This is a genomic window from Stenotrophomonas sp. STEN009 (assembly GCF_056760395.1).
The window spans coordinates 54,495-66,913 of the sequence record NZ_JBRRES010000017.1; the positions used below are offsets into that span (position 1 = coordinate 54,495).

General features: G+C 66.5%; 13 protein-coding genes, 1 tRNA gene and 1 pseudogene. 6 read left to right on the forward strand and 9 right to left on the reverse strand.

Annotated elements, in window-relative coordinates; all coding sequences use genetic code 11:
* Positions 1-136 precede the first annotated feature (136 nt).
* The 4 genes and pseudogenes from ACVOMM_RS09990 to ACVOMM_RS10005 all read left to right on the forward strand — a co-directional run bounded on the left by ACVOMM_RS09990 (position 137) and on the right by ACVOMM_RS10005 (position 2,757).
* A pseudogene (locus ACVOMM_RS09990) lies at positions 137-537 on the forward strand (hypothetical protein).
* A 608-nt stretch (positions 538-1,145) separates the two neighbouring features.
* Complete coding sequence (locus ACVOMM_RS09995) at positions 1,146-1,487, forward strand: hypothetical protein (RefSeq protein ID WP_155761027.1); 342 nt, start codon at positions 1,146-1,148, stop codon at positions 1,485-1,487.
* An 84-nt stretch (positions 1,488-1,571) separates the two neighbouring features.
* Entirely contained in the window at positions 1,572-2,069 is a 498-nt protein-coding gene (locus tag ACVOMM_RS10000; RefSeq protein WP_155761028.1) for a hypothetical protein, read from the forward strand.
* A gap of 295 nt (positions 2,070-2,364) precedes the next feature.
* Positions 2,365-2,757 carry a RidA family protein gene (locus tag ACVOMM_RS10005; RefSeq protein WP_111186497.1) on the forward strand — a complete coding sequence of 131 codons (393 nt, stop codon included), beginning with the start codon at positions 2,365-2,367 and terminating at the stop codon, positions 2,755-2,757.
* 332 nt (positions 2,758-3,089) lie between these two features.
* On the opposite strand, the gene ACVOMM_RS10010 is transcribed toward ACVOMM_RS10005, so the two are convergent.
* The 4 genes from ACVOMM_RS10010 to birA all read right to left on the reverse strand — a co-directional run bounded on the left by ACVOMM_RS10010 (position 3,090) and on the right by birA (position 5,745).
* Positions 3,090-3,165, reverse strand: a tRNA-Thr gene (locus tag ACVOMM_RS10010).
* Positions 3,166-3,205: 40 nt separating this feature from the next.
* A complete protein-coding gene (locus ACVOMM_RS10015; protein WP_128987907.1) occupies positions 3,206-4,039 on the reverse strand; it encodes an SPOR domain-containing protein in 834 nt (277 codons plus the stop codon).
* 9 nt (positions 4,040-4,048) lie between these two features.
* On the reverse strand, positions 4,049-4,780 hold the full coding sequence (locus ACVOMM_RS10020; RefSeq protein WP_053520152.1) for a type III pantothenate kinase: 732 nt from the start codon (positions 4,778-4,780) through the stop codon (positions 4,049-4,051).
* Positions 4,777-5,745: a bifunctional biotin--[acetyl-CoA-carboxylase] ligase/biotin operon repressor BirA gene (gene birA, locus ACVOMM_RS10025; protein ID WP_481526175.1), complete on the reverse strand. Its 969-nt coding sequence runs from the start codon at positions 5,743-5,745 to the stop codon at positions 4,777-4,779. Before birA ends, ACVOMM_RS10020 begins: the two co-directional genes overlap by 4 nt.
* 142 nt (positions 5,746-5,887) lie before the next feature.
* Here birA and ACVOMM_RS10030 point away from each other — a divergent pair, with 142 nt between their 5' ends.
* Together ACVOMM_RS10030 and ACVOMM_RS10035 are read left to right on the forward strand one after the other, a co-directional pair.
* Positions 5,888-6,166 carry a hypothetical protein gene (locus ACVOMM_RS10030; RefSeq protein WP_053520154.1) on the forward strand — a complete coding sequence of 93 codons (279 nt, stop codon included), beginning with the start codon at positions 5,888-5,890 and terminating at the stop codon, positions 6,164-6,166.
* A complete protein-coding gene (locus ACVOMM_RS10035) occupies positions 6,133-6,921 on the forward strand; it encodes a M90 family metallopeptidase (RefSeq protein ID WP_181452118.1) in 789 nt (262 codons plus the stop codon). Before ACVOMM_RS10030 ends, ACVOMM_RS10035 begins: the two co-directional genes overlap by 34 nt.
* Positions 6,922-7,002: 81 nt before the next feature.
* On the opposite strand, the gene ACVOMM_RS10040 is transcribed toward ACVOMM_RS10035, so the two are convergent.
* The 5 genes from ACVOMM_RS10040 to ACVOMM_RS10060 all read right to left on the reverse strand — a co-directional run bounded on the left by ACVOMM_RS10040 (position 7,003) and on the right by ACVOMM_RS10060 (position 12,412).
* Entirely contained in the window at positions 7,003-8,427 is a 1,425-nt protein-coding gene (locus ACVOMM_RS10040) for an ATP-binding protein (RefSeq protein WP_481526176.1), read from the reverse strand.
* A gap of 25 nt (positions 8,428-8,452) precedes the next feature.
* Positions 8,453-9,136 carry a response regulator transcription factor gene (locus tag ACVOMM_RS10045; protein ID WP_053520384.1) on the reverse strand — a complete coding sequence of 228 codons (684 nt, stop codon included), beginning with the start codon at positions 9,134-9,136 and terminating at the stop codon, positions 8,453-8,455.
* Positions 9,137-9,209: 73 nt separating this feature from the next.
* Entirely contained in the window at positions 9,210-9,584 is a 375-nt protein-coding gene (locus ACVOMM_RS10050) for a hypothetical protein (protein WP_053520383.1), read from the reverse strand.
* 212 nt (positions 9,585-9,796) lie between these two features.
* Positions 9,797-10,828 carry a tRNA dihydrouridine(20/20a) synthase DusA gene (dusA, locus tag ACVOMM_RS10055; protein WP_481526177.1) on the reverse strand — a complete coding sequence of 344 codons (1,032 nt, stop codon included), beginning with the start codon at positions 10,826-10,828 and terminating at the stop codon, positions 9,797-9,799.
* Positions 10,829-10,957: 129 nt separating this feature from the next.
* Entirely contained in the window at positions 10,958-12,412 is a 1,455-nt protein-coding gene (locus ACVOMM_RS10060) for a SulP family inorganic anion transporter (protein WP_053520134.1), read from the reverse strand.
* Positions 12,413-12,419: the final 7 nt, after the last annotated feature.

Below are 12,419 nucleotides of genomic sequence, written 5' to 3' on the forward strand. Positions count from 1 at the left end.
CAATCCGTCTGCCGATCTACGGCGGGCGGTGCGTGGGGGCCTTGTGCCCGCCGGCTCATCGATCTCCGGTCTTGGAAGCCACGCATCGTCCGCCACCCTCTGCGGGTGGCGCCTCTGTTCCGCATGAGGATGTCCAATGACCGCACCCCGTTACCCCTATCTGCTTGCCACCCTGGGCGATGCCGCCGAGCACCTGCCCCGCGAACTGGCAGAGCCGTTGGAAGCTGCGCTTTCCGCTGCCGTTGATCTGCCCGAGCCGATCACGCTGGTGGGCTGCCTGCAGCGCATCCGCAGCGGCGACGCCGCCGATGGTCAACCGTGGAAGGGCCCCGTGCCCAGCCCAGGCCAGGGCGTGACCCGTGCGCGTACCGACCGCGCCGCCGCCGGCCTGATTACGCTGCTGGAGGTATTCCACGCCGCCGAGCGCGTGCGTGTGGATGGCGCCGAGAAGGACGACATCGGCGACGGCGCGCGCGAAGGCCTGCTGCTGGCCTGCCGGGGCTGGCGGAGTATGTGGAGCTGCAGGCGCGGCTGTGAGAGTGCGCAGCTCACATGTTCAGCGCCGTGGATCGAACGAACTGTCACCCCAATGCCCGGTGGTTATTGGGATGGGCATGGGAAAAGTAACATTGCTGGAATACAGGCCCACGTCGAGCACGCACCCATTCCTCCATTATCGACATAGGCCGACTGCAGTGCCCCATTCAATCTCCCCTCAGGCACCCATAGAGAGGCCCGCCGCGCAAGCTGTCGGATTCTGCACGGAAACTGCACTGCAAGAGCGCTTGAGACCACCACGCAGGCGCCCTTGGAAGAGGCACTCGAATTTTGAGAAAAGAGGGAAATTCTGACGGATTTGCCTGCTATCTGCGGCCGCCGACAAGTACGTGCCAGGCTGCCAGCTGTCCGGATACCCTCCTCACGGAATTTACGGCCGCACAACCGTAAGAGATGATGGGAATTCAGTCGCGCACATAAATTGAACAATGAGAATCGCATCTGGATATCTGCTTCTATGCATATCCATCCTGGCATGCATGCCAGCGTGCAGCCCTCCGAACAGAAAATTCAGCAATGACCACCTCAGGGAAAAATTGATCTCATCTGAACAAAAGACCATGGGTTCCGTGGGCACAGGCGAAGACATGACCGCTGACAATGACGCCACGATGGACTTTTTCAGCGATGAAGAATCACTGGACGCCGCCAAGAGATTCTATAGATACAACAAATACGCGCTTAAGGAAGTCCTTGGACAAATGCCGAAAGATTGGCGGACCGCCAATAGAAAAGACCAGAAAGCGTGGAACAGGTCGAAGAATGAGAAATGCGGCACTGTTGGCGGCGCGCGGTACAGATCAAAAACAATCCGTGAACGCACCGACACCCTCAACTGCCACTCAAGCGCCATCACGTGGAGAGCGGCTCGTCTTGTTCTGGAGGCTGACCGTTTCCACCGAGAAGGCCGGCAGCAAGGCCAACCATAGCGTCGACCGGACACGCCATTTCGCCAAATTTCATGCATAGACATTCCCCCCAACAATTCGCTCCAGCAACACACACGATCACTGATGAAAATCCATGCAATAGCTCGAACCTTCATTCTGGCGGGATCCTGCTTCAGTGCTGCTGACTTTGCCGATGCAACCCCGCTTGGAATAGGGAGAGAGGCGCAGGTCATCCTTGTCGATGGTATTCCGGCGATCTGCGTCCCAAGCAAGAGCAGAACTTCATTTGCAGTTGGCCGCGTGATGATCCATGAGAGCCGCGCACCAAGTGGAACCTGGGCTATTGAGCTGGCAGCGGGCGCCAAGCCCCTGACACTCATGCCGGGTGATTGCATGTCATACGGAAAGGTGCCGGATGGCTATATTCCAGTATCCACCCATGAAAGGGCGCTCAATCCAACGCTTTCACTGAACAGGCCGTATGTATTCAGTATGGATACCGCTCGCACGGTCGAGAGTGTTGTTCAGACCCGCTTTTATTCCACCGTGTTCTGCATCAAGACTGGAGGGAGCGGAGAGCTTGCAGTTCATAAGGGGCAGGCCTGCGTCGGCAATCATTGAAGCGGTGCGAAGCGGCAGGCGTCACCACATCGCGGGAGATCCTGCGTACCACCTAGCGCGTGCGTGTGGATGGCGCCTAGAAGGACGACATCGGCGACGGCGCGCGCGAAGGCCTGCTGCTGGCCTGCCGGGGGCTGGCGGAGTATGTGGAGCTGCAGTTGCACGCGGCATGAGCCGCGCCGCCACGCCCGCCGATTGTTTTGATTTGGCAAATAGTGATGGCGCTTTATAGGCGTTTATCCGGCCAATGCCGAGGACTACCTTGAGGCTCATCGATCCCCTTCTGGAGAATCCCATGAGCAAGCGCAATGCCGTTTTCCCGGCCGGCCGGCAGGACCTGTACACCTCGCAGACCTATTCGGCCGCGATCCAGTCGGGTGACCTGCTGTTCGTGTCCGGCCAGGTGGGCAGCCGCAGCGACGGGACACCCGAGCCCGACTTCGAGGCGCAGGTCCGCCTGGCCTTCGCGAACCTGGAGGCAACCCTGAAGGCCGGTGGTTGCGGGCTTGACGACATCGTCGACGTGACCACCTTCCATACGGACCCGCAGAACCAGTTCGGAACCGTCATGACCGTAAAGAGCGAGGTCTTCCCCGAGAAGCCCTATCCCAACTGGACGGCGGTGGGCGTCAACTGGCTTGCCGGATTCGACTTCGAGATCAAGGTGATCGCCCGCATTCCGGACTGAGCATGCCGCCTCCGGGAGATCGTGTGCGCGAGCGCGTGCCGCTCAGGCAGCGGTCGCGAAATCAGGACTCCGCTCGCCGGACTGCGCCCGATAGGGCACGTGCGATATCGCCCAGTGTCTTGGCAGTGAAGGCCGAATCGCCATTGCTTTCAACGATGCAGGCATCGAGATACGCGGCCATTTCTTCAGGCGTACGGAGATGCGTGGCCACCTCAAATGCTTCGAGTTCACTCTTCTTTTTGACAGCCCTGCGTATGCGACTCCGGCGCCTGGCAAACGCGCTGCAATTCGCCACAGGAGAAAGAACGCTGCGGAAGCGAGCGACTGCGGGATGGTGCCGCTTATCCGAATCGAACGGATGACCTACTGTTTACAAGACAGTTGCTCTACCAACTGAGCTAAAGCGGCATGGGTGACGCACGGGCGGCAGCGCCGCAGTGGGGGGATTCTAGCGCAGTCGCGCGCATTCCAGCGACTGTTGCCGGGCGGCGCCGCTGCGCTGCTGTACCTGCGCAGGCTGTGCGGTGCCGGCCAGCTGCCCGTCCAGCCACCACTGGCCGGCATCACCGCTGGCTACCAGGCGCGGCTGGAAGCCGGCGGCCTGCACCGCAGCGATACGCCGCTCGGCGCCTTCGCGGTTGCGGTACTGGCCCAGCGCCACGGCGTTGGCGTCCTCACCCTGGCTGATGATGTAGTAGTCGCCCAGGCCCGCAGCGACGATGCGCTTGACCGTGGCCTGCGCCTCTTCGCGGCTGGCGGCGGCCGGCAGCAGCACGCGGTAGCGGGCACTGCCGCTGGCGGCCGGCTGCTCGCGCAGGCGCGCCTGGCTGAGCAGTGCGCCGGCCCGGCCCTGCGCCGCGCTGGCGGCGGCACGATCGGCGAACGGACCCAACGCGATGCAGCGCGGCGGCTCGCTGACGGCAGGCGCCTGCGCGACCGGCGGTGCGACCGGCGCCGGCGCTGGCGTCGGGCTGGAGGTTGCTTCCACACCCGGCGCCTTGGCCGGCTCGGCTTGCGGCTTGGCCGGCGCGGCAGGGGCAGGAGTGGACGCCACGGCGGTCGCCGCTGCGGGGTCGCGCTCCACCAGTGCTGGCGCCGGTGCCTCCGACGATGCCTGCGCGGCCACCGCCGCATCGGTGCCGCCGGGCACCCAGCGCAGTTCGGCCACGCCGGCCGGCCGCGGTGGCGGCGCAGGCTTCTGCGACGCATCGCGCAGCAGCCACCAGCAGGCAACGCCAAGATTGAGGATGGCCAGGACGACGATCAGGGCACGGGTGAGCATGCGCGGATACTAGCCTGCAGGCTGGTGCACCGCCCAGCGGGCGAGGCCGTCCAGCACCAGCGAGGGGTGGTAGTCGGCGCCGTCCAGCAATGGCATCAGCGCGGGCGCGCCGCCACCGTGCACCAGCAGCGACGGCATCACACCCAGCAGTGCCTGCGCCTGCTGCGCACTGCGCTCGACCAGCGCCACCGCAGCACCATCGCAACCGGAGGCGAGTGCGTCGGCGGTGTCATTGGCAAACTCGCTGTAATCGCCGCCACTGGCGGGCAGCTGCACGGCGCGCGCATGCAGTGCTTCGCGCATGGTGGTGGGTGATGCGGCGATGCGGCCGCCGTGATGCTGGCCACGGGCATCGAGCAGGTCGATGGTCAGCGCCGTGCCCACGCCCACCACCAGCACCGGGCGCTGCGCCTTGGCGGCGGCCAGCAGGGCAAGGAAGCGATCCACGCCGAACTTCTCCGGGCGCGCGTAGGCGATGCGCACGCCTGCGCATTCGGCGCTGGTGCGCACCACATGCACGTGGTCGAAGCGCCGCTGCAGCTGGTCCAGCATGGCGCTGGTCAGCGAAGGTGCGGCCACGCTGGCGACGAACGCTGTCGCGCCGCTGGGCAGGCTGTGCGGCGGCTGCCCGGCCATGCCTTCGGCGCCATGCGCCCAGGCCTGTACGTCGCCCGCGCGATCCCCCTGCAACGGCGCGAACTTGAAGCGCGAATTGCCAAGATCGAACAACCAGTCGCTCATGCCGCCCTCACCGTGACTTCGCCGGCATGCAGGCGGCGCTCGCAGCCGTCGATGCTCACGCGCAGCGCGCCGTCATCGGCCAGGCCCAGTGCGGTGCCGTGCCGCCACTGCCCCTCCAGCTCGACGCGCACCTCGCGGCCGGCCAGCATGTCGAAGGCGGCGTAGCGCGGCAGGAACGGGGCCAGCCCTTCGCGATCGAATTCCTCCAGCGCCGGCAGCAGCCGTGCGAGCACGGCGGCGACGACGATGTTGCGGTCGACCGGCGCGCCGGCCAGTGTGTCCAGATCCACCCAGGGCTGGGTGATCTGCTCGGCGAACGAGGGCGGCATGTGCGTGTTGATGCCGATGCCGATCACCGCGCGGGCCGGACCGGCGTATTCGCCGCCGCCCTCGGCGAGCAGGCCGACCAGCTTGCGACGGCCATCGACGATCAGATCATTCGGCCACTTCAGCTGCGCCTGGGTGAAACCCAGATCGTGCAGCGCTTCGGCCACGGCGATGCCGGCAACCAGGCTCAGCCCCGCCAGCCGGCCAAGGCCCCCGGAGAACAGGCGCAGCACCGACAGATAGACGTGGGCCGCCAGCGGCGAGGCCCAGGTGCGGCCGCGCCGCCCCCGCCCTCCGGTCTGGCGTTCGGCCAGCAGGACGCTGACCCCGCGCTGGGGCGCGCTGCACCGCAGCAATTCGGCATTGGTGGAATCCACCGTCCAGGCCACCTGCAGGTCATGCAGCAGGGACAGGGCATCGGCCGGCAGGGCGGCACGGATGGCCGCCGGGTCCAGCAGCTCGACCGGGCGGGTCAGGCCATAGCCTTCGCCGGCACGGCCCTCGATATCGACACCTGCGGCCCTAAGCCCTTGAATGCGCTTCCAAATTGCCGCCCGGGTCTGACCCAGCTCACGGGCCAGGGCGTCGCCGGACAGGCGACCGGCAGCGAGTTTGGCCAGCAATTGGCGATCGTCCACGGCAGCTTCCACGAAGTCAGGACGGAATTATGCGGGAAAGCCGCCAGCGACGCCCGCCACGGGGCCGGCAGCGGGCTTCCAATCCGGTGCCGGGTTCGGGCTAGAATCGGGAACTCACCTTCCCTTAACGTGGATGTCGTCAATGCGCCGTTATGCCCATTGCCTGATCCTGCTGACGATGCCCTTCGCGGCGTCGGCCACAGCAGCACTGGATGACAGCCGCGGCGCCTGTGTGTCCTCCAACGGCGATGCCGCCTCGCAGCGCGCACCGACGGCATCGACCACCACGGCCAAGCCTGCTCCGGCACGCCCGGCGGCCAGCAGCGCGACCAGCACCGGCGGTGGCGGCAGCGATGAGGACATGCTGCAGCGGCTGCGCGCGCCGAAGTGGCACAGCTACCTGCCAGGAATGTTCCGCTGATCAAGTCGTTGCTGCAGTGGCTGCGGCCCGCACCGCGACCGATCGAAGACGCATACTGGGATGAGGCCTGCCGCCGTGCGGCATGGCTGCAGGGGCTTTCCGACGAACGACGCGCCCGGCTGCGCACGCTGGCGGCGCGCTTCCTGCATGAGAAGACCATCACCCCGATCGGCAACCTGCAGCTGCAGGCCGCCGACGGCGTGCTGCTGGCGGCCCTGTGCTGCCTGCCACTGCTGGAGTTCGGCGAGGTGGGGCTGCAGGGCTGGTCGCAGCTGATCGTGTACCCCGACGCATTCCGCGTGCATCGCAGCCACATGGATGCGGCGGGCGTGCTGCACGAATGGGACGACGAGCTGATCGGCGAATCGTGGGACAGCGGGCCGTTGATCCTGTCCTGGGCCGACGTGCAGGCCGATCTGGCCGCACCGCACGAGGGCTACTGCGTGGCGGTGCACGAGATGGTGCACAAGCTCGATGCGCTCGATGGCGCGATGGACGGCACACCGCCGCTGCCGCGTGCGTGGCAACGTGAGTGGGCTGCTGTCTTCCAGCAGTCCTACGATGCGTTCTGCGCGCAGGTGGATGCCGGCCAGGAGACGCTGATCGACCCGTATGCCGCCGAAGCACCGGAGGAGTTCTTCGCGGTCGCCAGCGAGTACCACTTCTCCGCCCCGGACGTGCTGGCCGAAGCGCTGCCCGATGTTGCCGCGCATCTGCGGCGCTTCTATGGTGAACCGCCGGCGCGGGGTGGCTGAGTCATGTCATCGGTTCGCCGGGCGTGGCCCGGCGCTGCCGTTTGGCCGTAGGTAGCGCCGGGCCATGCCCGGCGGCGTGGATTACGGGCCCGGCGGCAGACGCACTTCGAAGCGGGCGCCGTCCAGTTCGCTGGAACGGCCGACCGCCAGTTCGCCGCGGTAATCCTTGATCAGGTCCTGCACGATCGACAGGCCGATGCCGTGGCCCTGCACGCGTTCGTCGCCACGTACACCACGCTGCAGCACCTTGCCGATATCGTCCGGCGCGATGCCGGGGCCGTCGTCGTCCACGGCCAGCAGCAGGCCGGCGCGGCGTGCATTCGGTGCCGGCAGGGGCTGCGCGGTCAGCAGGACACGGCGCTTGGCCCACTTGAAGGCGTTTTCCAGCAGATTGCCCAGCAGTTCCTGCAGGTCACCCGGCTCGCCATGGAAGCGCGCGGCCGGATCGATGTCGAACTCGCACAGCACGCCCTTGGCCGCATAGACCTTTTCCAGGCCCCGCACGATCTCTTCGGCGTTGGACTCGATCGGCAACGGTGCGGAGAACAGCTTGTGGCCCGACGACGCAGCGCGCGCCAGCTGATAGGACACCAGGTTGTTCATGCGTTGCAGCTGCACGTCCAGCTCTTCGCGCAACGCGCCATCACCGGCACCGCTGTCCATCTGCGTGCGCAGCACCGCGATCGGCGTTTTCAGGCTGTGCGCAAGATCCGCCAGGGTGTTGCGCTGGCGTTCGAGGTTCTCGCGCTCACTTTCGATGAAGGCATTGATGCTGTCGGTCAGCGGCTCCAGCTCGCGTGGGTGGCGCTCGCTCATGCGCTCGGTCTCGCCGCGCTGCACCTTGGTCAGCTCGGTGATCACGCGACGCAGCGGACGCAGGCTCCACTGCAGGATGACGGTCTGCAGCAGCAGCAGGATCAGGCCGATGCCACCCAGGTAGAACCAGACACGGCTGCGGAACACCCGCAGCTGCGCACCGAGCGCGCGCGAGTCTTCCATCACGTAGATGGTGTACGGGAACTCGGTGGCGGGATCGGCATCGGCGTCCCACACCAGGCCCAGGCCGTAGCGGTACACCGAGCCCTGGCTGCCGTCGATCTGGATCATCGGCAGCGGGCCTTCGAACACCTCCTGGCGTGGCGCAAGCAGTCCGCCGCCGACGGTGGGCAGCATCGGGCCTTCGGCCGACATCGAATTGCCCTTGCCGTCCGGCATCACCACCTGCAGGTAGAGACCGCTGCCGGGCACGTCGAAGCGCGGATCCGGTGGCTGCTCGCGGATGTACAGCGAACGATCGCGGGTGAAGTCGATGCCGGCCGCATAGGCGGTGGCGTAGTTCTTCAGGCGCTCACGCAGGTTGGCCTTCGCCGTATCGGCGAAGGCGGCGTCCAGCGCGTAACCGGCCAGGGCCAGGAACGCGACCAGGCCCACGGACGCGGCGAACAGCTGGCGCGCCTGCAGGGAGCGCGGCCGCCAGCGTCGGAAGAACCACAGACGGCCGGACATCGTGCAATCGCCAGGGTGAGCCGGCTCAGCCCTCGTTGCGCGGGATCGCGAAACGGTAGCCGCGGCCGCGCACGGTCTCGATCGGCTTCAGCTCGCCGTCCGGGTCCAGCTTCTTGCGCAGGCGGCCGATGAACACTTCCAGCACGTTCGAGTCGCGGTCGAAGTCCTGCTGGTAGATGTGCTCGGTGAGGTCGGCCTTGGAGACCAGTTCACCGGCATGCATCATCAGGTACTCCAGCACCTTGTACTCGTAGCTGGTCAGGTCGACATTGCTGCCGGAAACGCTGACCGTCTGCGCGGCGAGATCCAGTGCGACCGGGCCGCATTCCAGCGTCGGCTTGCTCCAGCCGGCGGCGCGGCGCAGGAGCGCGTTGACGCGGGCCAGCAGCTCTTCGACGTGGAACGGCTTGACCAGGTAATCGTCGGCGCCCTGCTTCAGGCCCTCGACCTTGTCCTGCCAGCTCGACCGCGCGGTCAGGATCAGCACCGGGAACTTCTTGCCCTCGTCACGCAGCGCCTTGATCAGCTCCATGCCCGACATCTTGGGCAGGCCGAGGTCGATGATGCCGACGTCGAACGGGACTTCGCGCCCCATGTAGAGGCCTTCCTCGCCGTCCTGCGCAGCATCGACGGCAAAGCCTTCGCGCTTGAGCCGGGCTGCCAGGGTCTCACGCAGCGGGGCTTCGTCTTCGACCAGAAGGATACGCATGAACTCTCCCTAGTGTCCTGGGTGTGGCCCGGAGGCCAGTGGGGTACGGGTTGATAGCGACAACTATCCCTGTTCAGGGGTTATCGCCGCGTAGTGAAGACATATCCGACCGCGGCGTGCGCGGCTGTGAACGCGACGGGGCGGGGTCGTCCATGTAGCGGACCCGGCCCCGGTCGTCCATGTACTTGACCCGGTTGATGTCACGACCATCGAACGGCACCCGTTCGGCGCCCAGGATGTGGCCACCGGTGGTGCGCTGCACGCGGCGCACGGCATCGGACAGCGAGCGCTCGTCGCCACGGCCACCCCGCTCGCTCCGCTCCATCATCTCCGCCCGGCCGTGTTCCGCACGCGGGGGCTGCTGTGCCATTGCCGACGACAGCGGCGCAGCCGCCAGCACCACGCAGGTGGCCAGGGCAATGCGGCAATGGAGGGGAGCGGAAGACATCGATGCGATCCTAGCCGAGCACGGCGATTCGTTCAAAAGTCGTAAATCCGGGAACCGGGTGCGGGACCCGGTCTTTACAATTCCTTTGCAAATTCTTGGTTTGGGGCAGTGAATCCGATCTGAACTTTTCCGGGCGAACCGCAGGTTTGTTCATCTAAGTGAACATTCGGGACGAATCGGCCGGCGTTGTCAAGTCAGGAATGTGACGGACGTCACGCAGCGGCACGGTCAGCGTCGCGCTCGGTGACGGCAAGGGCCTGTTCGACCAATGTCCAGTCGGCGCTTGGACGGTGCGCACCCTCGCTCAATACCTGGCGGAACGCGCGCCCACCGGGCTGCCCATGGAACAGGCCGAGCAGGTGACGGGTGATGTGCTTCAGGGCCATGCCCTCGCCCAGACGGGCCTCGACATACGGGCGCAGCGCGCGCAGCAGGTCCGCGCGCGACCGCAGCGGCGTACCGGTGTGCAGCGCTTCCAGCTGATGCAGCAGATAGGGATCGTGGTACGCGGCCCGGCCCAGCATCACGCCATCGACATGGCCGGCCTGGGCCTGCACGGCTTCCATGCTGGCCAGGCCACCGTTGAGCACCACCGGCAGCGCGGGCCGCTCCTGCTTCAGGCGGTAGGCCCAGTCGTACTTCAGCGGCGGAACCTCACGGTTCTCCTTGGGCGACAGGCCCTTCAGCCAGGCATTGCGCGCGTGCACCACCACCATTGCTGCACCGGCAGCGACCTGGCGATCGACGAAGCTGGCGAACGCCTCGTACTCGTTGTCCTCATCCACGCCCAGACGGCACTTCACGGTCACCGGGATGTCGACCGCATCGACCATCGCGGCCACGCATTCGGCCACCAGCACCGGCTCGCGCATCAGGCAGGCACCGAAGCGGCCGGCCTGCACGCGATCGGACGGGCAGCCGCAGTTGAGGTTGACCTCGTCGTAGCCCCAGTCCGCGGCGATGCGCGCGGCCTGCGCCAGCAGGGCCGGATCGCTGCCACCCAGCTGCAGGGCCAGCGGCTGTTCGCTGCGGTCGAAGCCGAGCAGGCGCTCGCGGTCACCATGGATGACCGCGTTGGCGTGCACCATCTCCGTGTACAGCCGCGCCCCGGGAGCCAGCACGCGGTGGAACACGCGGCAATGGCGGTCCGTCCAGTCCATCATCGGGGCGACGGACAGGCGCAGGGAATCGGCGTAACGGGCGGTGGCGGACGTCATCGGAGCGTTGATCGTGGAGACTGGCATTGCCAGTGAGATCAATAGTTTACACCGGGTGGCTGAATGCGCCCGGTCAGCCGCGCGGCGAGCGCCGGTTGGGCCCGGTTCCGGCTGGCGGCCGGGCATGGCCCGGCGCCACCAGCATGCCCTACGCGATCAGTGCCCGCCGCGTGCGCCACCCACCTGCTCGATCAGCGTCTGGCTGGCCGCATTGAGCCCCACCACGGTTACCTCTGCTCCGTGCGCGGCCAACTTTTCCTGCGCGCGCTCCAGCGCGGCCACGGCGGTCAGATCCCACAGGTGGGCATCGCGCAGATCAATCTGCACCTTCGGCGCCACATGCTGATAGTCGAACGCTGCGCCCAACTGTCCCGCCGAGGCAAAGAACACCTGCCCGCGCACGCGGTAGACCTGCGTCTCATGGGCATCGTCGCGCTGCACCTCCAGCAAGCGGCCTACTTTGCGCGCGAAGAACAACGCCGACAGCAGCACGCCGCTGAGCACGCCCTTGGCCAGGTCGTGGGTGGCCACGGTGACCACCACGGTCAGCAACATCACGGCCGAGGAACTGCGCGGGTGCGTGCGCAGGTCGCGCAGCGAGCGCCAGCTGAAGGTGCCGATGCTGACCATGATCATCACCGCCACCAGGGCGGCCATCGGGATCTGCCGCACCAGGTCGCTGCCGTACACCACCAGTACCAGCAGCAGCACGCCAGCCACCAGGCACGACAGGCGGCCACGGCCACCGGAGGTCACGTTGATGACCGACTGGCCGATCATCGCGCAGCCGGCCATGCCGCCGAGAAAGCCGGTTACCGTATTCGCCACGCCCTGGCCGATGCATTCGCGATTGCGCTCGCTGGGTGTCTCGGTGATGTCCTCGACGATCTGCAGGGTCATCATCGATTCGAGCAGGCCGACCACGGCCAGCGTGGCCGACACCGGCAGCAGGATGCGCAGCGTCTCCCAGCTGAGCGGGACATCGGGCAGCAGGAAATGCGGCAGGCTGTCGGGCAGCTGGCCCATGTCGCCAACACTGCGCACGTCGATACCGAAGCCGATCACCACCGCGGTGAGCATCACGATGGCCACCAGCGGCGAGGGCACGGCGCGGGTGAGGCGCGGCAGCAGATAGATGATGACCAGCGCCGCCGCGCACAGCACGTAGACCGTAGGACCGCGGCCGATCAGTTCCGGCATCTGCGCCAGGAAGATCAGGATCGCCAGCGCATTGACGAAGCCGGTGATGACCGAGCGCGAGACGAAGCGCATCAGCGAGCCCAGTTTGAACACGCCTGCCAGCACCTGCAGCAAGCCGGCCAGGATGCTGGCGGCGAACAGGTACTGCAGGCCGTGATCCTTCACCAGGTCGACCATCACCAGCGCCATCGCGCCAGTGGCAGCAGAGATCATGCCAGGGCGGCCACCCGCGATGGCGGTGATGACGGCGATGGAGAAGGCGGCGTACAGGCCGACCTTGGGGTCGACGCCGGCAATGAGCGAGAACGCGATGGCCTCGGGAATCAGGGCCAGGGCGACGACGATGCCGGACAACAGGTCGCCACGGACGTTGCCGAGCCATTGCTGGCGCAGGGGATAGGACGTTTGCATGGGAAAG

Excerpts from the sequence above, each read along its gene's own strand:
- ACVOMM_RS10060 (WP_053520134.1), bottom strand. The coding sequence starts at position 12,412 with ATGCAAACGTCCTATCCCCTGCGCCAGCAATGGCTCGGCAACGTCCGT.
- ACVOMM_RS10020 (WP_053520152.1), bottom strand. The coding sequence starts at position 4,780 with ATGAGCGACTGGTTGTTCGATCTTGGCAATTCGCGCTTCAAGTTCGCG.
- ACVOMM_RS10050 (WP_053520383.1), bottom strand. The coding sequence starts at position 9,584 with ATGTCTTCCGCTCCCCTCCATTGCCGCATTGCCCTGGCCACCTGCGTG.
- ACVOMM_RS10015 (WP_128987907.1), bottom strand. The coding sequence starts at position 4,039 with ATGCTCACCCGTGCCCTGATCGTCGTCCTGGCCATCCTCAATCTTGGC.
- ACVOMM_RS10045 (WP_053520384.1), bottom strand. The coding sequence starts at position 9,136 with ATGCGTATCCTTCTGGTCGAAGACGAAGCCCCGCTGCGTGAGACCCTG.
- ACVOMM_RS10040 (WP_481526176.1), bottom strand. The coding sequence starts at position 8,427 with ATGTCCGGCCGTCTGTGGTTCTTCCGACGCTGGCGGCCGCGCTCCCTG.
- ACVOMM_RS10000 (WP_155761028.1), top strand. The coding sequence starts at position 1,572 with ATGAAAATCCATGCAATAGCTCGAACCTTCATTCTGGCGGGATCCTGC.
- ACVOMM_RS10030 (WP_053520154.1), top strand. The coding sequence starts at position 5,888 with ATGCGCCGTTATGCCCATTGCCTGATCCTGCTGACGATGCCCTTCGCG.
- dusA (WP_481526177.1), bottom strand. The coding sequence starts at position 10,828 with ATGCCAGTCTCCACGATCAACGCTCCGATGACGTCCGCCACCGCCCGT.
- ACVOMM_RS09995 (WP_155761027.1), top strand. The coding sequence starts at position 1,146 with ATGACCGCTGACAATGACGCCACGATGGACTTTTTCAGCGATGAAGAA.
- ACVOMM_RS10005 (WP_111186497.1), top strand. The coding sequence starts at position 2,365 with ATGAGCAAGCGCAATGCCGTTTTCCCGGCCGGCCGGCAGGACCTGTAC.